26 protein-coding genes are annotated in these 25,295 nt (G+C 67.9%); 16 read left to right on the top strand and 10 right to left on the bottom strand.

Translation table 11 applies throughout. The features are described 5' to 3' along the window. Positions 1 to 99: 99 nt before the first annotated feature. From coaBC to RZE77_RS17965, 4 genes are all read left to right on the top strand, one after another. Positions 100 to 1,323, top strand: coding sequence for a bifunctional phosphopantothenoylcysteine decarboxylase/phosphopantothenate--cysteine ligase CoaBC (gene coaBC, locus RZE77_RS17980; protein WP_319438621.1), 1,224 nt, complete (start codon positions 100 to 102; stop codon positions 1,321 to 1,323). After that, positions 1,323 to 1,772 (top strand): hypothetical protein, encoded by a 450-nt coding sequence (locus RZE77_RS17975; RefSeq protein ID WP_209537224.1) that lies wholly within the window; start codon positions 1,323 to 1,325, stop codon positions 1,770 to 1,772. Before coaBC ends, RZE77_RS17975 begins: the two co-directional genes overlap by 1 nt. Before the next feature lie 2 nt (positions 1,773 to 1,774). Continuing rightward, positions 1,775 to 2,221 carry a dUTP diphosphatase gene (gene dut / locus RZE77_RS17970; protein ID WP_319438620.1) on the top strand — a complete coding sequence of 149 codons (447 nt, stop codon included), beginning with the start codon at positions 1,775 to 1,777 and terminating at the stop codon, positions 2,219 to 2,221. 173 nt (positions 2,222 to 2,394) lie between these two features. After that, positions 2,395 to 2,895 (top strand): outer membrane lipoprotein, encoded by a 501-nt coding sequence (locus RZE77_RS17965; protein ID WP_124961074.1) that lies wholly within the window; start codon positions 2,395 to 2,397, stop codon positions 2,893 to 2,895. A gap of 72 nt (positions 2,896 to 2,967) precedes the next feature. Here the strand turns inward: RZE77_RS17965 and RZE77_RS17960 are convergent, their stop codons facing one another. Continuing rightward, positions 2,968 to 3,492: an FKBP-type peptidyl-prolyl cis-trans isomerase gene (locus RZE77_RS17960; protein WP_319438619.1), complete on the bottom strand. Its 525-nt coding sequence runs from the start codon at positions 3,490 to 3,492 to the stop codon at positions 2,968 to 2,970. 14 nt (positions 3,493 to 3,506) lie between these two features. On the opposite strand from RZE77_RS17960, the gene RZE77_RS17955 reads away from it, so the two are divergent. From RZE77_RS17955 to RZE77_RS17945, 3 genes are all read left to right on the top strand, one after another. Continuing rightward, complete coding sequence (locus tag RZE77_RS17955; protein WP_319438618.1) at positions 3,507 to 4,649, top strand: JmjC domain-containing protein; 1,143 nt, start codon at positions 3,507 to 3,509, stop codon at positions 4,647 to 4,649. Next, positions 4,639 to 5,154, top strand: a complete 516-nt coding sequence (locus tag RZE77_RS17950; RefSeq protein ID WP_319438617.1) for a hypothetical protein — start codon at positions 4,639 to 4,641, stop codon at positions 5,152 to 5,154. The genes RZE77_RS17955 and RZE77_RS17950 overlap by 11 nt, the downstream gene beginning before the upstream one ends. Before the next feature lie 93 nt (positions 5,155 to 5,247). Further along, positions 5,248 to 5,520, top strand: coding sequence for a hypothetical protein (locus tag RZE77_RS17945; RefSeq protein ID WP_124961078.1), 273 nt, complete (start codon positions 5,248 to 5,250; stop codon positions 5,518 to 5,520). A 78-nt stretch (positions 5,521 to 5,598) separates the two neighbouring features. Here the strand turns inward: RZE77_RS17945 and RZE77_RS17940 are convergent, their stop codons facing one another. The 6 genes from RZE77_RS17940 to RZE77_RS17915 form a co-directional block, all read right to left on the bottom strand. Beyond that, positions 5,599 to 6,375: an MBL fold metallo-hydrolase gene (locus tag RZE77_RS17940; RefSeq protein WP_319438616.1), complete on the bottom strand. Its 777-nt coding sequence runs from the start codon at positions 6,373 to 6,375 to the stop codon at positions 5,599 to 5,601. Positions 6,376 to 6,380: 5 nt separating this feature from the next. Then, complete coding sequence (gene bamC, locus RZE77_RS17935; RefSeq protein ID WP_319438615.1) at positions 6,381 to 7,475, bottom strand: outer membrane protein assembly factor BamC; 1,095 nt, start codon at positions 7,473 to 7,475, stop codon at positions 6,381 to 6,383. A 139-nt stretch (positions 7,476 to 7,614) separates the two neighbouring features. Further along, the gene (gene dapA / locus RZE77_RS17930) at positions 7,615 to 8,463 is read right to left on the bottom strand and encodes a 4-hydroxy-tetrahydrodipicolinate synthase (protein WP_319442377.1); all 849 of its coding nucleotides are present in this window, start codon (positions 8,461 to 8,463) and stop codon (positions 7,615 to 7,617) included. Positions 8,464 to 8,584: 121 nt separating this feature from the next. Continuing rightward, positions 8,585 to 9,154 carry a class I SAM-dependent methyltransferase gene (locus RZE77_RS17925; RefSeq protein ID WP_319438614.1) on the bottom strand — a complete coding sequence of 190 codons (570 nt, stop codon included), beginning with the start codon at positions 9,152 to 9,154 and terminating at the stop codon, positions 8,585 to 8,587. A gap of 8 nt (positions 9,155 to 9,162) precedes the next feature. Continuing rightward, positions 9,163 to 9,303 carry a hypothetical protein gene (locus tag RZE77_RS17920; RefSeq protein ID WP_319438613.1) on the bottom strand — a complete coding sequence of 47 codons (141 nt, stop codon included), beginning with the start codon at positions 9,301 to 9,303 and terminating at the stop codon, positions 9,163 to 9,165. Between the two features lie 23 nt (positions 9,304 to 9,326). Next, entirely contained in the window at positions 9,327 to 10,550 is a 1,224-nt protein-coding gene (locus tag RZE77_RS17915) for an MFS transporter (RefSeq protein WP_319438612.1), read from the bottom strand. Positions 10,551 to 10,729: 179 nt separating this feature from the next. On the opposite strand from RZE77_RS17915, the gene RZE77_RS17910 reads away from it, so the two are divergent. The 5 genes from RZE77_RS17910 to RZE77_RS17890 are packed head-to-tail and all read left to right on the top strand — an operon-like array spanning position 10,730 to position 17,446. Next, entirely contained in the window at positions 10,730 to 12,727 is a 1,998-nt protein-coding gene (locus RZE77_RS17910; protein WP_319438611.1) for a DNA topoisomerase IV subunit B, read from the top strand. Between the two features lie 26 nt (positions 12,728 to 12,753). Continuing rightward, positions 12,754 to 13,644: a lytic transglycosylase domain-containing protein gene (locus tag RZE77_RS17905; protein ID WP_319438610.1), complete on the top strand. Its 891-nt coding sequence runs from the start codon at positions 12,754 to 12,756 to the stop codon at positions 13,642 to 13,644. Positions 13,645 to 13,687: 43 nt separating this feature from the next. Next, positions 13,688 to 14,809, top strand: coding sequence for a Kelch repeat-containing protein (locus RZE77_RS17900; RefSeq protein WP_319438609.1), 1,122 nt, complete (start codon positions 13,688 to 13,690; stop codon positions 14,807 to 14,809). Between the two features lie 46 nt (positions 14,810 to 14,855). Further along, positions 14,856 to 17,258, top strand: coding sequence for a DNA topoisomerase IV subunit A (gene parC / locus RZE77_RS17895; RefSeq protein ID WP_319438608.1), 2,403 nt, complete (start codon positions 14,856 to 14,858; stop codon positions 17,256 to 17,258). Next, positions 17,258 to 17,446: a hypothetical protein gene (locus RZE77_RS17890; protein WP_319438607.1), complete on the top strand. Its 189-nt coding sequence runs from the start codon at positions 17,258 to 17,260 to the stop codon at positions 17,444 to 17,446. The genes parC and RZE77_RS17890 overlap by 1 nt, the downstream gene beginning before the upstream one ends. Positions 17,447 to 17,458: 12 nt before the next feature. Here the strand turns inward: RZE77_RS17890 and RZE77_RS17885 are convergent, their stop codons facing one another. Then, a complete protein-coding gene (locus RZE77_RS17885; RefSeq protein WP_319438606.1) occupies positions 17,459 to 18,583 on the bottom strand; it encodes an MBL fold metallo-hydrolase in 1,125 nt (374 codons plus the stop codon). Between the two features lie 198 nt (positions 18,584 to 18,781). Here RZE77_RS17885 and RZE77_RS17880 point away from each other — a divergent pair, with 198 nt between their 5' ends. Beyond that, the gene (locus RZE77_RS17880) at positions 18,782 to 20,374 is read left to right on the top strand and encodes an esterase/lipase family protein (RefSeq protein ID WP_319438605.1); all 1,593 of its coding nucleotides are present in this window, start codon (positions 18,782 to 18,784) and stop codon (positions 20,372 to 20,374) included. A 70-nt stretch (positions 20,375 to 20,444) separates the two neighbouring features. Then, positions 20,445 to 20,981, top strand: coding sequence for an isochorismatase family protein (locus RZE77_RS17875; protein WP_319438604.1), 537 nt, complete (start codon positions 20,445 to 20,447; stop codon positions 20,979 to 20,981). Positions 20,982 to 20,984: 3 nt separating this feature from the next. Here the strand turns inward: RZE77_RS17875 and RZE77_RS17870 are convergent, their stop codons facing one another. Beyond that, the gene (locus RZE77_RS17870; protein WP_319438603.1) at positions 20,985 to 21,722 is read right to left on the bottom strand and encodes a metallophosphoesterase family protein; all 738 of its coding nucleotides are present in this window, start codon (positions 21,720 to 21,722) and stop codon (positions 20,985 to 20,987) included. Between the two features lie 338 nt (positions 21,723 to 22,060). Then, the gene (locus tag RZE77_RS17865) at positions 22,061 to 23,761 is read right to left on the bottom strand and encodes a magnesium transporter CorA family protein (RefSeq protein WP_319438602.1); all 1,701 of its coding nucleotides are present in this window, start codon (positions 23,759 to 23,761) and stop codon (positions 22,061 to 22,063) included. 135 nt (positions 23,762 to 23,896) lie between these two features. On the opposite strand from RZE77_RS17865, the gene RZE77_RS17860 reads away from it, so the two are divergent. Next, positions 23,897 to 24,568, top strand: a complete 672-nt coding sequence (locus RZE77_RS17860) for an amino acid ABC transporter permease (protein WP_124961131.1) — start codon at positions 23,897 to 23,899, stop codon at positions 24,566 to 24,568. A 29-nt stretch (positions 24,569 to 24,597) separates the two neighbouring features. Further along, positions 24,598 to 25,251, top strand: coding sequence for an amino acid ABC transporter permease (locus RZE77_RS17855; RefSeq protein WP_192327215.1), 654 nt, complete (start codon positions 24,598 to 24,600; stop codon positions 25,249 to 25,251). The last annotated feature ends 44 nt before the right edge of the window (positions 25,252 to 25,295 follow it).

The raw sequence follows: 25,295 nt of genomic DNA, 5'->3' as shown, positions 1-25,295 counted from the left end.
GCAGTGGGAAATTGCGATTATAGGTGTCCCCTTTGTGCCCCTTGGGCCCAAGGCCATCCCATTCCTGATCTTGTCGGTATGTGAGCAACAATATGACTCATGCAAGATCTCGCCGGCAAACACATCGTCCTGGGCCTTACCGGTGGTATCGCCTGCTACAAGTCGGCGGAGCTGTGCCGCCTGTTCGTGAAGGCGGGCGCCACCGTCCAGGTCGTGATGACCGAGGCGGCCGAGCAGTTCATCACGCCGGTCACGATGCAGGCGCTCTCGGGGCGCACGGTCTACACCTCGCAGTGGGACGCGCGCGAGCCCAACAACATGCCGCACATCAACCTGAGCCGCGAGGCCGACGCCATTGTGCTGGCGCCCTGCAGCGCCGACTTCATCGCGCGGCTGGTGCAGGGCCGGGCCGACGACCTGCTGAGCCTGATGTGCCTCGCCCGCCCGATGGAGCGCGTGCCGCTCCTGATCGCGCCGGCCATGAACCGCGAGATGTGGGCGCATCCCGCCACCCAGCGCAACCTGATGCAGGTGGCGGCCGATGGCGCCACGGTGCTGGGCGTGGGCAGCGGCTGGCAGGCCTGCGGCGAGACGGGCGACGGCCGCATGCTCGAGCCGGCGCAGTTGCTCGAGGACATCACGGCCTTCTTCGTGCCAAAGCTGCTGGCGGGCCAGAAGGTGCTGGTGACCGCGGGCCCCACCTTCGAGCCGCTCGACCCGATCCGCGGCATCACCAACCATTCGTCCGGAAAGATGGGCTTTGCCATTGCGCGCGCCGCGCGCGAGGCCGGCGCCGAAGTCACGCTGGTGGCCGGCCCGGTGCACCTGCCGACGCCGCGCGGGGTGAGCCGCATCGACGTGCTCAGCGCGCAGGACATGCTCGAAGCCACCCTCGATGCTGCGCAGTCCGCTAGCATTTTTGTAGCGACGGCCGCGGTTGCCGACTGGCGGCCCGCCACCCACAGCGAGCAAAAGATCAAGAAGGACGGCAGCGGCAAGACGCCCGTGCTCAATTTCGTCGAGAACGCCGACATCCTGCTGGCGGTGGCCCAAAGCGAGCGCGCGCAGTCCCGCAAGCTGTTCTGCGTGGGCTTTGCGGCCGAGAGCGAGAACCTCGCCGAGCACGCCAAGGCCAAGCGCGAGCGCAAGGGAATTCCGCTCCTGGTCGGCAACATCGGGCCGCTGACCTTCGGGCAGGACGACAATGCGCTGCTGCTGGTGGACGCAACGAGCACGCGCGAACTGCCGCGTGCGCCCAAGCTCACGCTGGCACGCGAACTCATGACCGAGATTGCCGCCCGACTGCCTGACTGGAGAGTCTGATGAACCCCCAATGGAACACGCCGCCCAATGGCGATTTCGCCAGCTACGTCGAGCGGCTGTCAGCCCAGGCCGCATTGCCGAAGCGGGCGGCACACGAGGGCGACCACGGCCTGGACGTGGGCATCACGCCCGCACCGGGCGCGCAGGGCGCCGCGGCGGCCGCCGCCCAGCGGCGCGAATCGTCGAACGGCGACACCTCCGCGCCGGGCGCCGGGGCGCTGCCGCCCGCGGCGCTCAAGATCATGGCCGCCGTGGGGGCCGTGGTGCTGCTGGCGCTGTGGTCGGCCGGCGTTTCCCTCGTCGTGCTGGTGTTCCTGGCGGGCGCGGCTTTCTGGCTCGCCAGCAAGCTCAAGGGACTGAAGCTTTCACCCGGTGTCGCCAAGTGGCAGCAGGTGCTCGAGGAAGCCGCCCGCAAGCAAAGAGAACAGCAACAGAAGCAAGGCAAGTAGAAGTGAAAGTAGACGTTCGTATCCTCGATCCACGCATGGTGGACCAATTGCCCGCCTATGCGACGCCCGGCAGCGCTGGGCTCGATCTCAGGGCCTGCCTCGACACGCCGATCACGCTGGAGCCCAACGCCTGGCAGCTCGTGGGCACCGGCATCGCGATCCACCTGGCCGACCCGGCCTATGCGGCGCTGATCCTTCCGCGCTCGGGCCTGGGCCACAAGCACGGCATCGTGCTCGGCAATCTCGTGGGCCTGATCGACAGCGACTACCAGGGCGAACTCAAGATCAGCGCCTGGAACCGCAGCGACACGCCTTTCGTGCTCCAGCCGATGGAGCGGCTCGCCCAACTCGTGATCGTGCCGGTGGTGCAGGCGCAGTTTCGCGTGGTCACAGAATTTGCAGCTTCGCAACGCGGCGAAGGCGGCTACGGTTCCACCGGCAAGCACTGACCGCTCCCCGTCTTGCCCGGCTTCGTGTCGGGCCCGTAAAGACCGGAACTGGCGGTTCGCGGCGCGCTCCTACGTTTCGGTGTGTGTCTTGCGTCATCCCCGTTGCGGGCGAGACGTTGGATACAGGCTTTGGCGCATCGGAATGCGCCGATTTATCCGAGGAGCCTCTCAACATGAAAATTTCAACGCGCTTCATTTCCATTGCCGCTTCCGTGGTGGCGCTTGCCACGCTCACGGCCTGCGTTGCTCCCGCGCCGGTCTATCACACCACGCGCTATCCCTACCAGGCACCGCCGCAGGCCGTTCCGTACCAGGAGGCGGCCTATGTCGAATACGGCCACGTGGCCAACATCGAGGTGCTGCGCAGCGAAACCGCGGGCACCGGCACCACCGGCGGCGGTGCCGTGGCGGGCGGTGTGCTCGGCGGCGTGGTGGGTAACCAGTTCGGGCACGGCAGCGGCCGCGCCGCGGCAACCGCCCTGGGCATCGTGGGCGGTGCGCTGCTGGGCAACACCATCGAAGGACAGGCCAGCGGGCCGCGGGCCTACGAGAGCTACCGCATCTCGGTGCAGACCGACCGCGGCGGCTACCGTGCCTTCGACGTGCAGCATCCGGGCGACCTGCGCATCGGCGACCGCGTGCGCATCGACAACGGCCAGATCTCGCGCATGTAGCCGTGTGCCGCAACAAGCAAAAAGCCGGGCACTGCCCGGCTTTTTGCTCGTTGCGGCGGTTTGCCCATGAGGTCAGTGCAGCAGGTCGTTGCCCGGCGCGGTCGGCGGCACCTTGAAAAAGGCCGTGCCCGCCGTTCCACTGCCGACTTCTTCTTCGGTGGCCTCGCGCACCGAGCGCACCGTGATGTCGAGCCGGATCGCGATGCCCGCGAGCGGATGGTTGCCGTCGAGCACCAGGTGGTCCGGATAGATCTCGGCCACGGTGTAGATCACGTCCTTGGGCATGGCTTCGCTCACGCCTGGGGGCAGGGCGGCGCCGTCGAAGGTCATGCCTTCCTCGGTGCCTTCGGGGAACAGCGAACGCGGCTCGAGAAAGAGCAGCTGGTCGTTGAAGTCGCCGAAGCCCTGTTCGGGCTCTAGCTGCAGTTGCACCCGGGCGCCGGGCTCGTGGCCCTGCAGGGCAGCTTCGATCACGTCGAAGAGGTCATCGCCTCCCACCATGAACTCCACCGGTTCGTCGAGCACGTCCAGAACTTCGCCCAGGGTGTCTTTCATCGTCCAGGTCAGGCCGACCACGCATTGTTCAGAGATTTCCATTGCAGAATTCTCCCATGGAGATTACACAACCGCTGCCGTTGCTCGGCGGCCTGAGCGCCGCGCAGTTCATGCGGCGGCACTGGCAGAAGAAACCGTTGCTGGTGCGCCAGGCCATTCCCGCCATGGTGCCACCGATCGAGCGCAGCGCGCTCTTTGCCCTGGCCGAGCGCGAAGACGTCGAATCGCGCCTCATCCGCCATGGCAAGGCCGGCTGGACGCTCAGGCATGGGCCGCTTGCGCGGCGCGCGCTGCCGCCGCGCAAGCAGCCGGCGTGGACGCTGCTGGTGCAGGGCGTCGACCTGCACCACGACGGCGTGCACGCGCTGCTGCAGCAGTTCCGCTTTCTGCCCGATGCGCGGCTGGACGACCTCATGATCAGCTATGCGAGCGACCAGGGCGGCGTGGGCGCGCATTTCGACAGCTACGACGTGTTCCTGCTGCAGGCGCAGGGCAGGCGGCGCTGGTCGATCGGCAAGCAGAGCGACCTGCGCCTGCAGCAGGGCGTGCCGCTCAAGATCCTCGAGAACTTCGAGCCCGAGCAAAGCTTCGTGCTCGAGCCGGGCGACATGCTGTACCTGCCGCCGCGCTATGCGCACGACGGCGTGGCGGTCGGCGACGACTGCATGACCTGCTCCATCGGCTTGCGGTCTTCCGCGGCCGGCGAGCTTGGCGCCGACCTGCTGGCGCGCGTGGCGCAGGCGTATGCGGAAGCGCTGGAAGATGCGGGCCCGGCCGAGCTGGCGCGCTACCGCGATCCGACGCAGCCCGCGGTCGAGGCACCGGCCGCCATGCCGGCCGCGCTGCAGGCCTTTGCGCGCAAGGCGGTCGACGCCGCGCTGCGCGATCCGGACGCCATCGACCGCGCGCTGGGCGAATCGCTGACCGAACCCAAGGCCAACGTCTGGTTCGAACAGGGCGCCGAGGCACCAGCTGAACTGCACGCCGTGGCGCTCGACCGCCGCACGCGCATGCTCTACGACGCGCGGCACCTCTACATCAATGGCGAGAGCTTTCGCGCAGGCGGGGCCGATGCAACGCTGATGCGGCGGCTGGCCGACCGCCGCGCGCTCGGGCCGCGCGAACTGGCGCGCGCGAGCGACGGTGCACTCGCACTGCTGGCCGAGTGGTGCGAAGCGGGGTGGGCCCATGCCGAATGAGAGTTTCGCGGCGTCCGCGCCGGCCTTGCCCGAAGGACGCTTCGATGGCCCCGAAGCCTTCGCGGGCATGGTGCGGGACGCGCTGTCGAGCGCAGCGCGGCAGGGGTGGAGGGAGCTGGTGTTCAGCGATCCCGACTTCGTCGACTGGCCGCTCGGCGAGCGGGCCAGCATCGAGGCGCTCCAGGCCTGGTCGGCCACGGGCCGCCGCCTCATGCTGCTGGCGCAGCGCTTCGATGCAGTCGAACGTTCACATGCGCGCTTCGTTGCGTGGCGGCGCATGTGGGATCACATCATCGAATGCCGCGCGGTGCGTGCAGAGGCGGGCAGCACCGCGGTGCCGAGCGCCATCTGGACGCCCGGGTGGTTCGCCCACCGCACCGATCCCGAGCGCAGCCGCGGCCTGTGCGGCTTCGATCCGCGGGCGCGGCGCGAACTGCGCGAAACAATCGATGAGTCGTGGCGAGTGGGCGTTGCCGCATTTCCGGCGTCGACACTGGGCTTGTAAGCCAATGCCGCGAATGAGGCCGCGAGACACAAACGGGCAGCGATGCGGGTCTAGAATTTTTTCGTTCTGACATCCATTGCCAAAGGAGTTTCCATGAAGAAGTCATCGTCCGTCCTGCTCGCTTCGTTGATCGCCGCTGCCGCACTCGTGGCCTGCGGAAAGAAAGAGGACGCCGCGCCGGCGGTTGTGACACCCCCGCCCGCTCCGGTGACCGAACCGGCCCCGCCGCCGCCCGCAGCTGCGCCGGCCCCGTCGACCACCGATCCGTCGGCCGCAACCACGCCTTCGCCGGGTGCATCCTCGGCGCTGGACGCCGCCAATGCCGCGACCGAAGCTGCCAAGAAGAACGAAGCGCCGAAGCAATAACCCGGGTGTTCATTCACCCCGGCAAAAAGCCGCCATGAGGCGGCTTTTTGCATGGGGGCTCGGAACAACACCGCGCGATCACACGTCCAGCCAGGGCGAGCCTTCCGACGCATTGGCCGTGAGCATCTCGGCCTCGTGCCCGCCAAGGGCTTCGGCCATCAGGCGCCGCACGATGTCGGGACGGTTGTTCTGCTCGCTCAGATGGGCCGCGACCACGTGGCGCAGGCCGTCGTGGCGCACCGCGCGCGCGATCTCCGCGGCCGCATCGTTCGACAGGTGTCCGTGCCTGCCGCCGACGCGCAGCTTCAGGAAGGCCGGATAGGCCGAATTGGCGAGCAGTTCGCTGTCGTGGTTGAACTCGAGCAGCAGCGCATGCACCCCGCTCAGGCGGGCCAGCACATGCGCGGTGGCATGGCCCAGGTCGGTCAGCACGCCCAGCGTGCGCGCACCGTCGGAGCAGCGAAGCTGCAGCGGCTCGCGCGCATCGTGCGGCACGGTGAAGGGCTGCACCGCGATATCGCCGACTGCAAACTCGGCGTCGTCCCGCGCGAGGTTGAGCCGGCCTTCGAAATCGCGGGCCCCGGTGGCCAGCCAGGTGCCTTCGCTCATCCAGACGGGAATGCGGTTGCGCCGCGACAGCGAGTGGGCGCAGCCGATGTGGTCGCCGTGCTCGTGGGTGACGAAGACCGCATCGATGTCGCCGGCCGCGAGCCCGGCCTTGGCGAGCCGCAGGTCGAGTTGCCGCAGGCCGAAGCCGCAGTCGACCAGGAGCCGCGAGGTGCGCCCGCCGCTGCTGGATTCCACCAGCGCGGCGTTGCCCGTGCTGCCGCTGCCGAGGCTTCGGAAGCGGAGCATGCGGCTTACTTCAGGTCGTCGGCAATGACCTGGACGATGCGCTGCGCGTTCGCCGAGGTTTCGGGCGCGCCGTTCGCGTTCAGCACCGAGACCGTGGTGCTCTCGCCCTGGCCGCCCTTCACGAGGATGCGGAACTTGATCGGTGCTTCGTTCTTGCCGGAGCTGCCGAACAGCTTGCCGAAGAAGCCGGGCTCCTTCTTGTCGGGATTCGGGGTCACGTAGCGCACGTAGTAGATGCCGGCGCTGCGGTCGCGGTCTTCCACGGTGAAGCCGGTGCGGTCGAGCGCCAGGCCCACGCGGCGCCATGCGCGGTCGAAGCCTTCGCTGATCTGCACGACCGGCTGGCCGCCCACATTGGCGACGGTGGCGGTCTTGGACGGCGCGGTGGTGGCGGCCAGGATCTTCGACTGCTCTTGCGTCACGCCGAGCTTGACCATCAGGCGGCGCAGGAATTCGGTCTCGAGTTCAGGATCGCTCGGGCGGGGCTGCCAGACGGTCTGGTCCTGGCGGCTGTTGTTGTAGACCTCCTGCATGCCGCGGTGGCTGATGAAGATCTCGGTGCCCGTGGGCGTGCGCTCCAGGCGCGTGCGGAAGCGGTCGAGCTCGCCGGTCGAGTAGACCGAATCGACCAGCTTGCCCAGCGTGCCGCGGATGATGTCCTGCGGCAGCTTGGCGCGGTTCTCGGCCCAGTCGGTTTCCATGATGCCGAGGTTGCGCTGCTCGGTGGTCAGGAGGAAGCCGCTTTCCTGCCAGAAGTCCTTCACCGGATCCCAGAGCTGGTCGGGCGAGCGGTTGATCACGATCCAGCGCTGCGTGCCCGAGCGCTCCATGCGGACGTCGCCGATGTTGGCCACCGCGGTGGGAATGCCCGGCGCGTTGGCGGCACCGGCCTGGTAGGCGTTGGCCGTGACCGCACCGCCCGGCACCGCATAGCGGTTTTCGCGCGAGAGCTGCGACAGGTCGGGCGGGACTTCGAGCGTGGGAGCCTTGCCGGCGCTCTTGTAGTCGATCTTGTCGCTCTCGAGAACGGAGCAGGCGGCGAGGCTGACAACGAGGGTGGCCAGCAGTGCAGCTCGCGAAATGTGCGAAAGGTTCTTCAACGTCGTCTTCCTTGTTGGAATGGGTTCGGTCAATCTGTGGGCCGCATTGCCCGCACTCTCTGAGCACGGTTCAGGCAAAAGGTTGCGTAACCTCGATGCGGCAGGGAAAGCGATGGGGTGTCGAGAAGAAAAACGGGAGTCAGCCCTTGAGCAGGCCGGTGGCGCGCAGGGCGGCCTCGACCACGGGCCGGTTCGTTTCCGCCAGCTCGGTGAGCGGCAGCCGCAATGCGCCGCCGCACAGCCCGAGCCTGGACATGGCCCACTTCAGCGGGATCGGATTGGGCTCCACGAACAGGTGGCGGTGCAGCGGCATCAGCTCGAACTGGATCTGCATCGCGCGGCGCACATCGCCTGCGATGGCCGCAACGCACAGCTCGTGCATCTTGCGCGGCGCGACGTTGGCCGTGACGCTGATGTTGCCCTGGCCGCCGCAGAGCATGAGGGCGACTGCGGTCGGGTCGTCGCCCGAGTACACGGCAAAGCTCTTGGGCAGGTCGCGGATGAGCCACTGCGCGCGCTCGATGTTGCCGGTGGCTTCCTTGATGCCGATGATGCCCGGCACCTGCGCCAGGCGCAGCACGGTGTCGTGCGCCATATCGGCCACGGTGCGGCCGGGCACGTTGTACAGCACGGTGGGCAGGTCGCCCACGGCTTCGGCGATGGCCTTGAAGTGCTGGTACTGGCCTTCCTGCGTCGGCTTGTTGTAGTAGGGCACGACCTGCAGCTGCGAATCGGCGCCCACGCCCTTGGCGAACTTGGCGAGCTCGATGGCTTCCTTGGTCGAGTTGGCGCCACAGCCGGCCATCACGGGCACGCGGCCCTTGGCCTGCTCGACCGCCACGCGGATGATCTCGCAATGCTCTTCCACGTCGACCGTGGGCGACTCGCCGGTGGTGCCGACCACGCCGAGGCAATCGGTGCCTTCGTCGATGTGCCAGTCGATCAGCCGGCGAAGGGCGGGGTAGTCGACACTGCCGTCGTCGTGCATCGGCGTGGCAAGAGCGACGATGCTGCCTGTCAGTTGCTCCAAGGGGAATCTCTCTGTCGGGTGGACGAAAGCGCCGATTCTACTGACTCCGGCGTCCCCGGAAACGGCGGCCCCGGGGGGCTCAATTTCCCTGCAGCAGATGGCGCGGGGGCTGGCCCGCGCTGGCATCGTCGACACGGATGGCCGCGATGCGCTGCACGAAGCGCGCCGGTTCGGCGAGGAAGCCGTCCTCGTAGGCCACCACGTGCAATTCCCGGCATGCGGCCAGCAGTTCGCCGGGCCGCAGCAGGAAGTCGGGGCGCGAGGGCTTGCCGACCATCTCGTTGCCCGCTGCGAAGGTTTCATACAGCAACACGCCGCCGGGCGCGACCGCGGCCACGATGTCCGCCATGCGCGGACGCCACAGGTAGTTGGTGACGACCACCGCGCCGAAGGCCTGGCCCGTGAAGGGCCAGGGGCCCGCCTCGATGTCGGCGGTCAGCACGTGGCCGAAGGCGCCCGCGGCCTCGGCAGCCTCGGCCGCGCGGTCCACGCCCGTCGCCGCATGCCCGCGCGCTGCGAACCAGCGCATGTGCCGCCCGTGGCCGCAGGCCACGTCAAGCACGGTGGCGCCAGGGGCGAGCAGGTGGGACCACCGCACGATCCATTCCGACGGCGCTGTTCCGCCATGCGAAGGTGCTACATCTTTCATAGCAATGATCAGAAGCAGGACCAGACCTGGTCGACCAGCGCCACCAGGAAATCCGGGTGGACGTAGAGCGCAAAGACGCCGCCCAGCGCCGCCAGCGCGGCGGCCAGCCAGCCGGCATGCACGAGGTGGTGGCGCATCTGCGGAGTCATGGGGCCATTGTCCTCCGCCAGGGTCAGCCGGGCACGGCGGCCGGCCGGCCGGCGCGCGCGATGGCGCTTTCCTTCACCGGCAGGTTGATCAGCGCCGCGAACACGCCCAGCGCGATCGCGATGTACCAGACGATGTCGTAGCTGCCCGTGGTGTCGTACAGGTAGCCGCCCAGCCAGACGCCGATGAACGAGCCGACCTGGTGGCTCAGGAACACGAAGCCGCTGAGCATCGACAGGTGCGCCACGCCGAAGATGCCCGCGATGATCGCGTTGGTGGCGGGCACCGTCGACAACCACAGGAAGCCCATGGCCGCCGAGAACACGTACACGCTGAGCGGCGAAATGGGCGCCAGCAGGAACAGCGCGATCGAGACCGCCCGCGCAAAGTAGATGGCCGCCAGGATCTTGCGCTTGGCCAGCTTCTGGCCCAGCAGCCCGACCGTGTAGGTGCCGAACACGTTGAAGAGCCCGATCAGCGCCAGCGCGTAGCCCGCCACCTCGGCCGGCAGGCGCTGGTCGCGCAGGTAGGTCGGCATGTGGATGCCGATGAAGGCGAGCTGGAAGCCGCAGACGAAATACCCCGCCATCAGCAGCCCGAAGCTCGGGTAGCGGAAGGCCTCGCCCACCGCCTGCAGCACCGACTGGTCGCGGTGCCCGGCGAGCGCGCCGCGCTGCGGTTCGCGCAGGCCGAAGGCCAGCGGCATGATCACCAGCGCCAGCATCGCCACCGCCGCGAGCGCGCTCTGCCAGCCCAGCTGCCTGATCAAGAGCCCCTCGATCGGCGCCAGCAGGAACTGCCCGAACGAGCCGGCCGCCGCCGCTACCCCCATGGCCCAGGAGCGCCGCTCGGCCGGAATCTGGCGCCCGATCACGCCGTAGACGACCGCATAGGTGGTGCCGGCCTGCGCCGCGCCGATCAGCACGCCGGCGCTCAGCGTGAACAGCAGCGGCGTGGGCGAATACGCCATGCCCAGCAGGCCCAGCGCATAGAACGCCGTGCCGGCGATCAGCACCCGGAAGGCGCCGAAGCGATCCGCCACCATGCCCGCGAACACGCCGAAGATGCCCCACGACAGGTTCTGCACGGCCAGCGCGAACGAGAAGGTCTGGCGGCTCCAGTCCTGCGCCTGCGTGATCGGCTGCAGCCAGAGGCCGAAGCCGTGGCGGATGCCCATGGAGAGCGTGACGATCATGGCGCCGCAGATCAGCACCTGCTTGACCGAGAGAGTGGGAGAAGAGGCTTGCATGCCATCGAATGTAGCGACTTGGCCACTTGGGCAGGCGCGCCGGCGGCCAAGGCCATTGATGATTTGTGGCGCCGGCTTTGATGCGCGGCACGCATCAAAGCCGGCGGCCTGCCGTGAACGCGCCGCGTGCCTGTATGGGTATCCAGTTGTTTGGTGGCGACTGACTACAATCCGCCCCCATGGCGACTCCCCCCAAGACTCCCCCCAGTTCATCGTCCGCGTCCTCCGGGTACTCGGAAGGCTCCATCCGCGTGCTCAAGGGCCTCGAGCCCGTGAAGCAGCGCCCGGGCATGTACACCCGGACCGACAACCCGCTGCACATCATCCAGGAAGTGCTCGACAACGCCGCCGACGAAGCGCTGGCGGGCCACGGCAAGAAGATCAAGGTCACGCTGCATGCCGACAACTCGGTCAGCATCGAGGACGACGGCCGCGGCATTCCCTTCGGCCTGCATCCTGAAGAAAAAGCCCCCGTGGTCGAGCTCGTGTACACCCGGCTGCACGCCGGCGGCAAGTTCGACAAGGGCTCGGGCGGCGCCTACAGCTTCTCGGGCGGCCTGCACGGCGTGGGCGTGTCGGTGACCAACGCGCTGTCGAAGCGCCTCGAAGTGACGACGCACCGCGAAGGCTCGATCGCCCGGCTGGCCTTCAGCGGCGGCGACGTGATCGAGGCGCTCGAAATCCGCAAGCTCGAAGCCGGCGAGCGCAAGCAGGGCACCACGGTGCGCGCCTGGCCCGACGCCAAGTACTTCGAGACCGCGGCGCTTCCGATGGCCGAGCTCACCCACCTGCTGCGCAGCAAGGCCGTGCTGATGCCGGGCGTGAGCGTCACGCTCACGGTCGAGAAGACCAAGGAAACGCAGCAGTGGCTCTACAAGGGCGGCCTGAGCGACTACCTGATGCAGACGCTCAACGGCGACCCGGTGATTCCGCTATTCGAAGGCAGTGGCCATGCCGACAAGAACGCCGACAACTTCGCCGAAGGCGAGGGCGCCGACTGGTGCGTGGCCTTCACCGAAGACGGCCAGCCGGTGCGCGAGAGCTACGTCAACCTGATTCCCACCAGCGCCGGCGGCACGCACGAGAGCGGCCTGCGCGACGGCCTGTTCACCGCGGTGAAGGGCTTCATCGAACTGCACTCGCTGCTGCCCAAGGGCGTGAAGCTGCTGCCAGAGGACGTGTTCGCACGCGCTTCGTACGTGCTGAGCGCCAAGGTGCTCGACCCGCAGTTCCAGGGCCAGATCAAGGAACGCCTCAATTCGCGCGATGCCGTGCGCCTGGTGTCGAGCTTCGTGCGCCCCGCGCTCGAACTCTGGCTCAACCAGCACGTCGACTACGGCCGGAAGCTCGCCGAACTCGCCATCAAGGCCGCGCAGACGCGCCAGCGCGCCGGGCAGAAGGTCGAGAAGCGCAAGGGCTCCGGCGTGGCCGTGCTGCCCGGCAAGCTGACCGATTGCGAGAGCAAGGACATCAGCCACAACGAAGTCTTCCTGGTCGAGGGCGATTCGGCCGGCGGCAGCGCCAAGATGGGCCGCGACAAGGAAAGCCAGGCCATCCTGCCGCTGCGCGGCAAGGTGCTCAACACCTGGGAAGTGGAGCGCGACCGGCTCTTCGCCAACACCGAAATCCACGACATCTCGGTGGCCGTGGGCGTCGATCCGCACGGCCCTGCCGACACGCCCGACATGAGCGGCCTGCGCTACGGCAAGATCTGCATCCTCTCCGATGCCGACGTGGACGGCTCGCACATCCAGGTGCTGCTGCTCACGCTGTTCTTCCGCCACTTTCCCAAACTCATCGAAGCCGGCCACGTGTATGTCGCAAAGCCGCCGCTGTTCCGCGTCGATGCGCCTGCGCGCGGCAAGAAGCCGGCCTCCAAGGTGTATGCGCTCGACGAGGGCGAACTCACGGCCACGCTCGACAAATTGCGCAAAGATGGCGTGCGCGAAGGCGCCTGGAGCATCAGCCGCTTCAAGGGCCTGGGCGAAATGAGCGCGGAACAATTGTGGGAAACCACGCTCAATCCCGATACCCGGCGCCTGATGAAGGTGCAATTGGGGCGCTTCGACTTCAGCTCGACCCAGGGCGAGATCACCAAGCTCATGGGCAAGGGCGAGGCAGCCGCCCGGCGCGAACTGATGGAACTGCGCGCCGACGATGTCGATATCGATGTTTGACCACCCTCGTGAAAATTCCAGATCTCATGCGTCCGTTGCTCCTGGCCCTGCTGCTGTGCGCGCAGCAGGGGCTCGCGCACGCCGCTGACGTCTACGGCTACATCGACAGCAAGGGCGTGGCGCACTTCGCGTCCGAAAAGATCGACGAGCGCTACCAGGTCTTCTTTCGCCGCGGCCAGAGCTTCGACACCGCGCAGGGCCTGGCACCGTTCGCGCGCGGCGGGCGCAAGCTCGACGGCAAGGTGCCACAGGCCTCGCAGACCCTGCTGGCCCTGTTCGAGGCCTCGCCAAGCTACAAGACCGCCAAGGCCGCGCTGCGCGATGCGGCGAACAAGCATTCGATCGACTACGAATTGCTGCAGGCGCTGATCGCCACCGAATCGGGCTTCGATGCCCAGGCCGTTTCGCCCAAGGGCGCGATGGGGCTGATGCAGCTCATGCCGGCCACCGCGCAGCGCTACGGCGTGGCAGCCGACAAGCGCAGCACCATCGAGAAGAAGCTGTTCGATCCGCGCATCAACATTGGCGCGGGCTCTCGTTACCTGCGCGACCTGATCGCCATGTTCCCGGGCCAGATCGAGCTGGCGCTCGCTGCCTACAACGCGGGCGAAGGCGCGGTGCAGCGCGCGGGCAACAAGATCCCCAACTACAAGGAAACGCAGAACTACGTGCAGACCGTGCTGCAGCTCTACGCCTACCTCAAGCCATCGGCGGCGGGATCGTCGGCCATGGCGGGTGGCGGCGGGCGCGGCGGCAAGACGCCGGGGCGCATCCGCATGGAACTCACCGTACCCAAGGGCGGCGCCCTGGGCCGCGGCAACATGCCGCCCGATTCGCCGGGCGCCATACCGGCCATGCCCGATGCGCCCGAGCCATCGGCGGTGCCGGACGGCGGCTCGGACGCTCCGGTGTCCTGATGGCCGGCCCCGCCTTTCCTCGCCGATGAAGGAGCCCTTCTTCATGCACCGCCGAAGCTTCGTTCTCGCGACCGCCGCCTGCGCGGTGGCCAGCGCCGCGCGCGCGCAGCACGCGGCCACGCACGACACGCTGCCGCCGGCGCCTTCGTCGAAGGAACCCTACGCGCGGCTGCAGGGCGGCGTTCCGCACCACATGACGCCGGAGCAGGAAGCCCAACGCGTCACCGACAGCCCCGCACCGGCCGGCCCCGCGGGCCGCTGGGTGCCGCGTGCGGCGCTGCCCATTCCGCGCAGCGAGATGGCCTGGGCCACCGCGGCGCAAGGGCGCATGCACGTGGTCGGCGGCTATGGCGAGGGCGCGGTCAACCGCGACTACCACCACATCTACGACCCCAAGGCCGATCGCTGGCTCGACGGCGCACCGCTGCCGCGCGGCGCCAACCATGTGGCGGTGGCGGCCGATGGCGACCGGGTCTACGCCCTGGGCGGCTTCGTCGAGCAGAACCGCCGCTCCGACACCAACGCCTACGTCTACGAGATCGCGGCCAACCGCTGGAGCGCCATCGCACCGCTGCCACGTCCGCGCGGCGCCGCAGCCGCGGTGATGCAGGGCGGTGTGCTGCACCTGATCGGCGGCGCCTCCGAGCCTGCCGCCGAACGCGCGAGCGTGGGCTGGCACGAGGTCTACGACCCCAAGGCCGACCGCTGGTCCTCCGCCAAGCCGCTGCCCGGCGCGCGCGACCACGTGGGCTGCGTGGCGCACGGCGGCCAGATCCACGTGATCGGCGGGCGCTTCAACACCTTCGAATACAACACCGACCTGCACCACGTCTACCTGCCCGCGCGCGACACCTGGGAGCTGCGCGCGCCGCTGCCCACCGCGCGATCGGGCCACGGGCTCGTGGTGTACCGCGGCCGCTTCTTCGCGATGGGCGGGGAGGGCGGCTTCCTGGCGGGCGGCGTGCCGCGCCAGGCCAAGGTGTTCGGCCAGATGGAAAGCTACGATCCCGTGGCCGACAGCTGGCAGCGCCATGCCCCGATGCTCACGCCGCGCCATGCGGTGGGCGCCGCGGTGATCGGCGACTGGATCTACGTGGCCGGCGGCGGCGCGGTGCTCGGCGGCGCCGTGCAGTCCGCGGTGCACGAGGCTTTCACACTGGGCTGAGCGCGAACGCGCACAGCCCGCAACCGTTTCTCTTTCTCTCTTCCACATGGACTCCCAACCTCCGCTCGATCTCCAGGGTCCCACCGACGGCGACACCACCCTCACCCTTGCCGACTACGCACAGACCGCCTACCTCGAATACGCGCTCAGCGTGGTCAAGGGCCGCGCGCTGCCCGACGTGTCCGATGGCCAGAAGCCGGTGCAGCGGCGCATCCTGTATTCGATGTCGCGCATGGGCCTGGGCTTCGGCGGCGCCAACGGCACCGTGGGCGCCAAGCCCGTCAAGAGCGCGCGCGTGGTCGGCGACGTGCTCGGCCGCTTCCACCCGCACAGCGACCAGGCCGCCTATGACGCGCTGGTGCGCATGGCGCAAGACTTCTCGCAGCGCTATCCGCTGGTCGACGGCCAGGGCAACTTCGGCAGCCGCGACGGCGACGGCGCCGCGGCCATGCGCTACACCGAGGCGCGCCTGGCCCGCATCACCAGCCTGCTGCTCGACGAGATCGACGAAGGCACGGTCGACTTCATTCCCAACTACGACGGCAGCACCGAGGAGCCACGCCTGTTGCCCGCGCGGCTGCCCTTCACGCTGCTCAACGGCGCGAGCGGCATCGCGGTCGGCCTGGCCACCGAGATCCCGAGCCACAACCTGCGCGAGATCGCCGATGCCTGCGTGGCGCTGATCAAGTCGAACGGCAAGCTCAGCGACGAGGAGCTGCTGCAGATCGTGCCCGGCCCCGACTACCCGGGCGGCGCGCAGATCATCAGCGGCCCGGCCGACATTGCCGACGCCTACCGCACCGGCCGCGGCTCGCTCAAGGTGCGCGCGCGCTGGAAGATCGAAGACCTTGCGCGCGGCCAGTGGCAGCTGGTGGTCAACGAGCTGCCGCCGGGCGTCAGCACGCAGAAGGTGCTCGAGGAAATCGAGGAGATCACCAATCCGAAGGTCAAGGCCGGCAAGAAGGCCCTGAGCGCCGACCAGACCCAGCTCAAGGCCGCGATGCTCTCGGTGCTCGACGTGGTGCGCGACGAATCCAGCAAGGACGCCGCGGTGCGCCTGGTGTTCGAGCCCAAGACCTCGCGCATCAGCCAGGAAGAGTTCATCACCACGCTGCTCGCGCAGACCTCGCTCGAAACTTCGTCCCCGATCAACCTCACGATGGTGGGCATCGACGGCAAGCCCACGCAGAAGTCGCTGCGCCAGATGCTCAACGAGTGGATCGCGTTCCGCGAGGTCACCGTCGAGAAGCGCTCGCGCCATCGGCTCAACAAAGTGCTGGAGCGCATCCACATCCTCGAGGGGCGGCAGCTGGTGCTGCTCAACATCGACGAGGTGATCGCGATCATCCGCGCGGCCGAGGACCCGAAGGCCGCGCTCATCGCGCGCTTCAACCTCAGCGAACGGCAGGCCGAGGACATCCTTGAAATCCGCCTGCGCCAGCTCGCGCGGCTCGAAGCCATCAAGATCGAACAGGAGCTCAAGGGCCTGCGCGACGAGCAGAAGAAGCTCGAGGACATCCTCGGCAGCCCGGCCGCGCTGCGCCGCCTGCTGGTGAAGGAAATCGAGGCCGATGCCAAGACCTTCGAAGACCCGCGTCGTACGCTGATCCAGGCCGAGAAGCGCGCCGTGGCCGAAGTGAAGGTGGTCGACGAGCCCGTGACCGTGATCGTCTCGCAGAAGGGCTGGGTCCGCGCGCAGAAGGGCTGGGCCAGCGAGAAGGCCGCGGCGAACGGCGCCAACGGCTCGGCAGCCCCCGAGTACAGCTTCAAGTCCGGCGACGCGCTCTACGGCGCCTTCGAATGCCGCAGCGTCGATACGCTGCTGGTGTTCGGCTCGGCCAAGGACAAGAGCGTGCGCGTCTACACCGTGCCCGTGGCCTCGCTGCCCGGCGCGCGCGGCGACGGCCAGCCCGTGACCACGCTGATCGAGCTCGATGCCGGCACGCACGTCACGCACTTCTTCGCGGGCCCGGTGGGCGCCAGCGTGCTGCTGGCCAACACCGGCGGCTACGGCTTCATTGCCACGGTCGAGAACATGATGTCGCGCCAGCGCGGCGGCAAGGCCTTCATCGACGTGGGCGAGGGCGAACAGCTCTGCCGCCCCTCGCTGGTGGGCGGCGCGAGCGGCGCGGAGCCGATGCCGGCCGCCACGCACGTGGCCTGTGCCTCGACCGGCGGCCGCATCCTGACCTTCGACATCGCCGAGCTCAAGAGCCTGCCCAAGGGCGGCCGCGGGCTCACGCTGATCGACCTCGACGCCAAGGACACGCTGGCGGGTGCCGCGGCCTACACGCGCAGCGTGAAGATCGAAGGCATCGGCCGTGGCGGCAAGGAGCGCGATGAAACGCTGGAGATCCGCACGCTCAACAACGCGCGCGGCAGCCGTGCGCGCAAGGGCAAGGCGGCCGACCTCGGCTTCAAGCCGACGAGCATCGTGCGGGTGCTGTGATGGGCGGCATCGACATCAGCGTCATCGGCCTCGTCATTGCGGTGATCACGGGCCTTGCCAGCTTCTGGTTCGGCCGGCGCATGCGCCTGAAGCGCGGGGCCAGGCAGCGCGAGAAGGACCGCATCGCGGCGCAGGCCAACGAAACCCGGCAGCAGCGCCGGGCGCGCGAGCGCAGGGAACGCGGCTAAAGCCCGCGCGCCCTAGCGCAGGCCCTGCCACCAGCGCTCGTTGGTGCGCGCCTTTCCCACCGTGAGCACTTCGCCGATCACCGGCGTCGCGAGTTCGATCTTCTTCGCCTGCGACAGGTTGGCAATGCGGTCCAGCGGATCGTGCCAGGTGTGGAAGGCCAGGTCGAAGGTGGTGTTGTGCACCGAATAGAGCACCTTGCCGCGCAGGTCCTCGAAGGCCTGCACGCTTTGTTCGGGCGTCATGTGCACCGCGGGCCAGTAGGCGTCGTAGGCGCCGTTTTCCATCAGCGCCAGGTCGAAGCCGCCGAAGCGCTCGCCGATCTGCTTGAAGCCCGCAAAGTAGCCCGAGTCGCCGCTGTAGAAGATGCGCTGCTCGCCGCTTTGCACCACCCATGACGCCCACAGCGTGCGGTCGCGGTCCGTCAGCGTACGGCCCGAGAAGTGCTGCGCCGGCGTGGCGGTGAGCTTCACGCCGTCGTGCTCGCCGCCTTGCCACCAGTCGAGCTCCGTCACGCGTTCCGCGGGCACGCCCATGGCCACCAGCCGCGCGCGCACGCCCAGCGGCACGAAGTAGCGCTGCACGCGCTGCGCGAGGTACTCGATGGTGGCCACGTCGAGGTGGTCGTAGTGGTCGTGCGAGAGGATCAGGCCTTCGATGGGCGGCAACTGCTCGAGCGTGAGCGGCGGCTTGTGAAAGCGCTTGGGACCGGCGAAAGTGAACGGCGACGCGCGCTCGCTGAACACGGGATCGATCAGCCAGTACTTGCCGCGCAGCTTGAGCAGGTGCGACGAATGGCCGAGCCGCACCACATGGTTGGCCTTGGGGTCGAGCGCTTCCAGGTCGGCGGTGGCCAGCATGCGCACCGGAATCGGGTCGACCGGCACGGTGCCGACCTTGTCGCCCACGATGAAGCGCGTCCAGATCCGCCAGCCGCTGGCCGAAGGCAGCACGTCCGGGTTCGGCAGGTTCTGGAAGCTGCAGCCCTTGAACTGCGGCGATGCGTCGTAGCGCGCCTCGCATCCGCTGCTGCTGGCGCAGCCCGCGACCAGTGCGCAGCCGGCCGCGAAGAGCGAGGTGCCATAGCTGCGAAGACGGCGCTTCAGTAGAGGAATCGAGAGGCGGGTGGCGTCGTTCATGGGCTGCGATGTGGTCGGGTTTTTGCGGCGCGAGCTTAGCCGGCGTGCGGCGGCCAATGGTTTCAGCGGCAGAAACATTCGGCGCACAGGGACATTTGCGCGCCGCTCGTCGTAGGCCATGCGTTCTATGGCCGCCCGCGGCATCGCGCGGCACACTGAAGCGCGCCACGTTCCGCAGGCTTCAAGGAGGCGACCACCATGAGCAGCAACCGCTATCCCATCATCTATGTGCGCGGCTACGCCATGACCGAGGCCGAGCGCGACGACACTGCTGCCGATCCGTTCTGCGGATTCAACGTGGGCTCCACCGTCTACCGCGCCACCGTGAAGAAGGATGCGCCGGCGCAGAAGTTCGTCTTCGAGTCTCCGGTGGTGCGCCTTTTGGCCGACTTCCAGTACCAGAGCGTCTACCAGAACGGCCTCGACATCCTCGACAACGACTGGAAGCCTTCGCCCGACGAAACCGGCAAGGACGTGGATGGCATTCCGGCCGCATCGATCGTCATCTACCGCTACTACGACAGCGGCTCGGAACTGCTGGGCGACGGCAAGTCGCGCGACGTGAAGATCTACGCTCAGGGTTTGAGCAAGCTGATCCTCCGCGTGCGCGACCTGGTGGCGCTGCGCGAGGGGGCCGCCTTTTCGCCGGCCGACTTCCGCTGCTACCTGGTGGCGCATTCGATGGGCGGGCTGGTGGTGCGGGCCTTCCTGCAGAACCCGGCCCTCGGCGATGCGGCGGCGCGCGCCTGCGTCGACAAGGTGTTCACCTACGCCACGCCGCACAACGGCATCGACATGGGCGGCGTCAACGTGCCGGCCTGGCTCACGGCCAACGAGATGAACACCTTCAACCGCGAGCGGATGTCGGAGTTCCTGGACACGGCGCCAGTCGACGGCCGCATGGACTATCTGCCGGCCGCCGCATTTCCGTCCGAACGCTTCTTCTGCATGGTGGGCTCCAACCGCGGCGACTACGAGGCCGCCAAGGGCCTCTCGCGCATGTTCGCGGGCCACGGCAGCGACGGGCTGGTGCGCATCGAGAATGCCTCGCTCTGGTCCATCGATGATGCGAAGCGCAGCAAGCCGGTGGCCACCGCCTACGCCTTTCGTTCGCACTCGGGCTACTTCGGCATCGTCAATTCCGAGGAGGCCTATCAGAACCTCGTGCGCTTCCTGTTCGGCGACGTGCGCGTCGATCTCTGGTTCGAGGTCGACGGCGTGACCCTGCCGCCGGACCTGCCCAAGGATGCCGACGTCGACGCGCTCTACCAGGTCGAGCTCTTGGCCGCGCCGCGCGGCAAGCGCTGGTACCTGAGCCGGCGCGTGGCCGAGGAAGACTCGCCCGCCTGCCGCACGCACAAGGAACTGACCGATCCTGAAAGGCCCGAGCGCCGCTCGATCTATCTCTCGACCGTGTTCCTTGCCAACAAGGCGCGCGTGAAGCAGGACCGGCCGACGCTGGCCTACGCGATGACGCTCGGCGTGCGCGTGCCCGACTACCAGGTGAACAAGAAGTTCTGGCTCGACGGCCACTACGAGGGCAGTTCGCTGTTCCGCGACACGCTGGTGATCGAGATCGCACCGCCCCAGCCCGACGACGCGGCGCAGAACTGGAACGTGAAGTACGGCTGGCAGACCGACACCGCGGGACAGGCGTCGCTGCCGATGAGCCCGAAGCAGCTGGCCGACGGCAAGCTGCAGTTCGTCGTGCCGCTTTCGAGCCTGGGCGCGGCAGCGGCGGCGCCCGGCATCAGCGGCAAGGTGCGGCTGGAGGTGAGCGCCTGGAGTTGAAGAAAGCGCCGCCCGGCGGGGCGCCGGCGTCATACTCGGGGCGGTCCAGGGTCCTGCCTTCTCCTCCCCCATGAAAACTGCCGTTCTCGTCATCGACATGCAGCGTGGCCTTTACGACGACCTGCCTCGCCCTCACGAGGCCGCCGAGGTCGCGCAGCGGATCAATGACCTCACCGGGCGTGCCCGTGTCGCGGGCGTGCCGGTGGCCTTCATCCAGCACGAGAACGCCGTCGACCTCGAATTCGACTCCGAGCGCTGGCAGCTTTCGAGCACGCTGGAAGTCGATCCGGGCGACACGAGGATCCGCAAGTCCACGGCCGACTCGTTCCTGCGCACGCCGCTGCAGGCATGGCTCGCGGGGCATGCGGTGCAGTGCGTGGTGATCTGCGGCTATTCGTCGGAGTTCTGCGTGGACACCACCGCGCGCCGCGCCGCAGCGCTGGGCTACGAGGTCGTGATCGCGGCCGACGCGCACACTTCGCACGACAAGCCGCACGCCACCGGCGACTTCATCCGCGCGCACCACAACGCCACGCTGTCGGACATCACGAGCTTCGGCGTGCCGATCCGGGCGGTGCCCGGCGCGAAGATCGTGTTCGGCGATTGATCCCTAGGGCATGCGCCCGGTGGCGAGGGCATGGGCCCAGTCCGGCCGCTCGTGCGCAAGCGCCAGTGCCGCCATGGCCATGTGGTCGTAGGGCACGGCGACCAGCCGGGAGGTCCAGCCGTCTTCGCGCCGCTCGACAATGGCATAGCGCGCCTTCGGCGAGCCGGTTTCGACGGCGTGCGGATACGGGTGGATGTCGTCGTAGGCCGGCAGGCCGACGCTGCCCGGATTGACGATCAGCTGCCCGCTGGATGCACGCGCCACGCGCGGCACATGCGTGTGACCGCAGGCGATCAGCTCCGCATCGACTTCGCCGAGCCGTGCATCGATTTCCGCCTGCGTGGCCGGGCGGAAGTCCGTGGGCTCGACGGTCTCCAGGAAATATTCGAGGTCGCTGGCCGGCGTGCCATGGCAGAGCAGGACCTCGGGACTGAAGCGCAGGCTGTGCCCAAGTGACGCCATCCACTCGAACTCCTTCGCGCCGAGCCGGGCATGCGCGAACGCATCGGACGCGCCGCGCTTGTCCGTGGGCGTTGTGAGCAGCTGGCGTTCATGGTTACCCGCGAGATGGACCCAGTCCTGCGCCATCAGGAACTGCGCGGTCTCCAGCGGCATCAGCGGACCGGAGAGGCTGTCGCCCAGGTTGACGATGGCATCCGCGCCGCGGCGGCCGATGTCCTCGACCACGGCTTCGAGTGCAGGAAGGTTTCCGTGGATGTCGGAGACGAGGGCGATGCGCATTGGTGGGTTTGTCTTTGGGCGCGGGTGATCTTAGTCCTGAGGTGCTTTGTTTTGGGCCTTTGTTTCAGGGCGTGTGCACAGGCCACCGGGTACTCCCCTCCGCGAATGTCCCCCGCCTTCGGCTCCTCCTTTATTTCGCTGCGGGGAGCACCCGATGCCCTGTGCACCTGGGCACGCTGCTGGTGTTCCGCCGATCAACGACCGCTGCGCATGACGCTCCCGTCGATGGGGTGCCTTGCGCAGCGAAATTAAGGAGGAGGCCGCAGGCCGGGGGACATTCGCGGAGAAAGGTACCCCGTCGGCGGGAGCGCCGCCCTGAACAACGCACTCCGGCAAATTCAATCAGCCCCGGACCGCCAGACCCGCGCCAGCGCACCGAGTTTCCCGCGAAACCCCAGTCGATCATTCGACAGCGCATCGATGAAGTCCGACAGCCGCTGCGACTTCACCATCGTGTAGATCGTGAGCCAGGTGGTGAAGACGAACACCACGCCGAACCAGATCGCCTTGCGCCATAGCGGCGCATCGGCTTCGGCCAGCAGGTTCATGCCGAGGAAGCCGGTGGTCACCGTGCCGATCAGGCCGAACAGCGTGACCACCGTGAGCCGCACCACGGTGCTGGCCTGCCGGCGCAGGCTGTCGGCGTCCAGGTAGGTGTTCATGTCGGCGATGCGCGCCTTGACTTCGTCGTAGAGCGGATCGAGCCCGAGGTGCGCGGTGCACATGTGGGAGAGCGCGCGCACCTGCGCCTGCTCCGAGATCTCGTGGAACCAGTAGCGGTGCGTGAAGCGCAGGAAGCGCTCGAAGCTCGAGCGGATCGCGCGCTTGAACTGCTTGACGCTCGGCGTGCTGTGGATGTCGAGCCGCTTGAGCGCCTCGACCAGCTGGTCCGAGAACATCAGCAGCGCCGCCTTCTGGAAATGCGCAATCAGGAACAGCAGGAAATGCTGGTGGCGGAACTGCGCGAGCACGCCGCGGTCGCGGCAGCAGAAGAATTCAGAGCGTGCATCGCCCACCACGATGAGCGCGTGGCCGTTGCACAGGTAGCGCGTGTTGGGCGCGGCGCCCGCATCGACCCAGAAGCGGTCGTAGCAGTAGCGGTGCTCGAAGTCGGCCAGGTGCTGCTCCGCGTAGGGCAGGTGGGCATGCTGCGCCGCATCGGCTTCGGCCGCGCCGGTGACGAGGCCGAGCCGGATGAAGTCGTTGCGCGTGAGGCGCTTGGGATCGTCGAGCGAAAGATAGGCCATCACCGGCATGCGGTAGTACTCGATCTGCCGGTAGCGCAGCACGCCGGGGTCTTCGGAATGGTCGCTCACCAGCGGCTGCATCAGGTAGGCCCAGTGGGCCGAGATGCGCGGCGCACGGTGCTGGGCCACGTGCGAGAGAAAGGCTTCGCGCTGCTGCGCATCCGACCGCGCGAGCACGCTGCCGTCGGCGGCCAGCCATTCGACGCTGGCCATGCAATGCAGCGCACCGCCCTCGGCGTTCCAGCCCGCGGGATAGGCGCGGCCGAAGCGGTAGAGCAGGTCCTGCGCCTGCGCGAGGCTCAGGTGGTCGGCGCCGACCTCGAGGTTGAGCAGCACCACGTCGATGTCGAAGAAGAAATACAGGTCGCAATGCACCACGTCGAGCGTGATCGGCGCGTCGCCGTGCTGTGCCACCACGCGCACAGCCGCAATGTCGCGGCGGCGGAAGATGCGCATCGGCGAATCGCCGTCGCTGCCGGCGTCGGCGCCGTCCTTGTTCTTCGAGCGGCCCTCGCCGTAGAGGAAGCGCTGCACGTACGGCAGGAAGCTCACGAACTCGTTGTAGTGCCGCTCGTGGAAGCGGCTGCTGTCGCCGGTGTATTCGTCGATCTCCTCGCGCCAGGGCGAGGCCTCGCCCATCTCGCGCAGCACGTGCCAGGGGCCGTGGTGCGTGGGCTTGGCATCGGGGGCCGGCACCAGCCGCAGGGGCCAGAGCAGGGCCTGCCTGAAATGCTGCACGGCAGGAGGTGCAACTGCCTGTGCGGGCACGGTGGCCTCGGATGTATTCAGCATCGCGCGAGTGTAGGCAGAAGGGCCGTCGGAAGACCGACCTAGGGAAATCCCTGCCTTGGTCTGAAACCGGTTTCATATAAGCTGCAAGCATTGCTTTCGAGGCATGCGCATGGCCACGCCGTGCTCGCCCCACCCATGAACTACCAGTTTCAATTCGACGCCGTCTTCGCTGCCTGGCCGCTGCTGCTCAAGGGCACCTGGATCACGATCCAGCTCTCGCTCGTGGCCACGCTGCTGGGCCTGGTGGTCGCTATTTTTTGCGCCTGGGGCAAGACCTCGGGGCCCGGTTGGCTGCGCTTTTTCATCAACGCCTACATCGAGGTGATCCGCAACACGCCGTTCCTCGTGCAGCTGTTCTTCTTTTTCTTCGCGCTGCCGGCCATCGGGCTGCGCTGGTCGCCGCAGACGGCCGCGCTGGTGGCCATGGTGGTGAACCTTGGCGCCTACGCCACGGAAATCATCCGCGCGGGCATCGAGTCGATTCCCAAGGGGCAGATCGAGGCGGGCAGGGCGCTCAACCTCAAGCCCTGGGAGATCTTCCGCTTCGTGATCATCAAGCCCGCGCTCAAGGCCATCTACCCGGCGCTCACGAGCCAGTTCATCTTGCTGATGCTGAGTTCGGCCGTGGTCTCGGTCATCTCGGCCGACGACCTGACCTCGGTGGCCGCCAACCTGCAGTCGCAGACCTTCCGCAGCTTCGAGATCTACATCGTGGTGGCCGCCATCTACCTTGCGCTGGCGCTGGCCTTCTCGGCGATGTTCAAGCTGATCTACAAGCGCACGCTCAACTACCCGGATCGCCGGTAGCAGGCCCCAGAGCGGAGCAGGAAAAAACCATGCGTACCTTCGGCTTTCCCGAATTCCTTTTCATCCTCGAAGCGGCCAAGTGGACGCTTGCGCTGTCGGCCATCGCCTTCGTGGGCGGCGCGATCCTGGGCTTGATCATCGCGCTCATGCGCACGTCGGAATCGGCGTGGGCGCGCGGCGTGTCGACCACCTTCATCCAGATCTTCCAGGGCACGCCGCTGCTGCTGCAGCTGTTCCTGGTGTTCTTCGGCGCGCCGGTGCTGGGGCTGGACATCAACCCCTGGGTGGCGGCCGGTGTCGCGCTCATCCTGAACAGCGCCGCCTTCCTCGGCGAGATCTGGCGCGGCTGCATCGAGGCCATTCCGCGCGGCCAGTGGGAGGCTGCGCAGGCGCTCAACCTCAAGTACGCAGCGCGCATGCGCGACGTGGTGCTGCCGCAGGCGCTCAAGATTGCGCTCGCGCCCACGGTGGGCTACGTAGTGCAGATCATCAAGGGCACCTCGCTCGCCGCGATCATCGGCTTCGTCGAGGTCACGCGCGCCGGGCAGATCGTCAACAACGCCACCTTCCAGCCGCTGGTCGTGTTCTCGGTGGTGGCCGCCATCTACTTCGCGATCTGCTGGCCGCTGTCGCTGCTCGCTGCCCGCATGGAGCGCAAGCGCGCGCGGGCGCTGGCCCGCTGATTCCTTTCCCTTTCTTCATTGCTTCCCTCTTTATCCAGGAGACA

The sequence above is a fragment of the Variovorax sp. SPNA7 genome (assembly GCF_033807855.1).
GTDB lineage: Bacteria > Pseudomonadota > Gammaproteobacteria > Burkholderiales > Burkholderiaceae_C > Variovorax > Variovorax beijingensis.
This window is presented reverse-complemented; position numbering and strand designations above follow the sequence as displayed.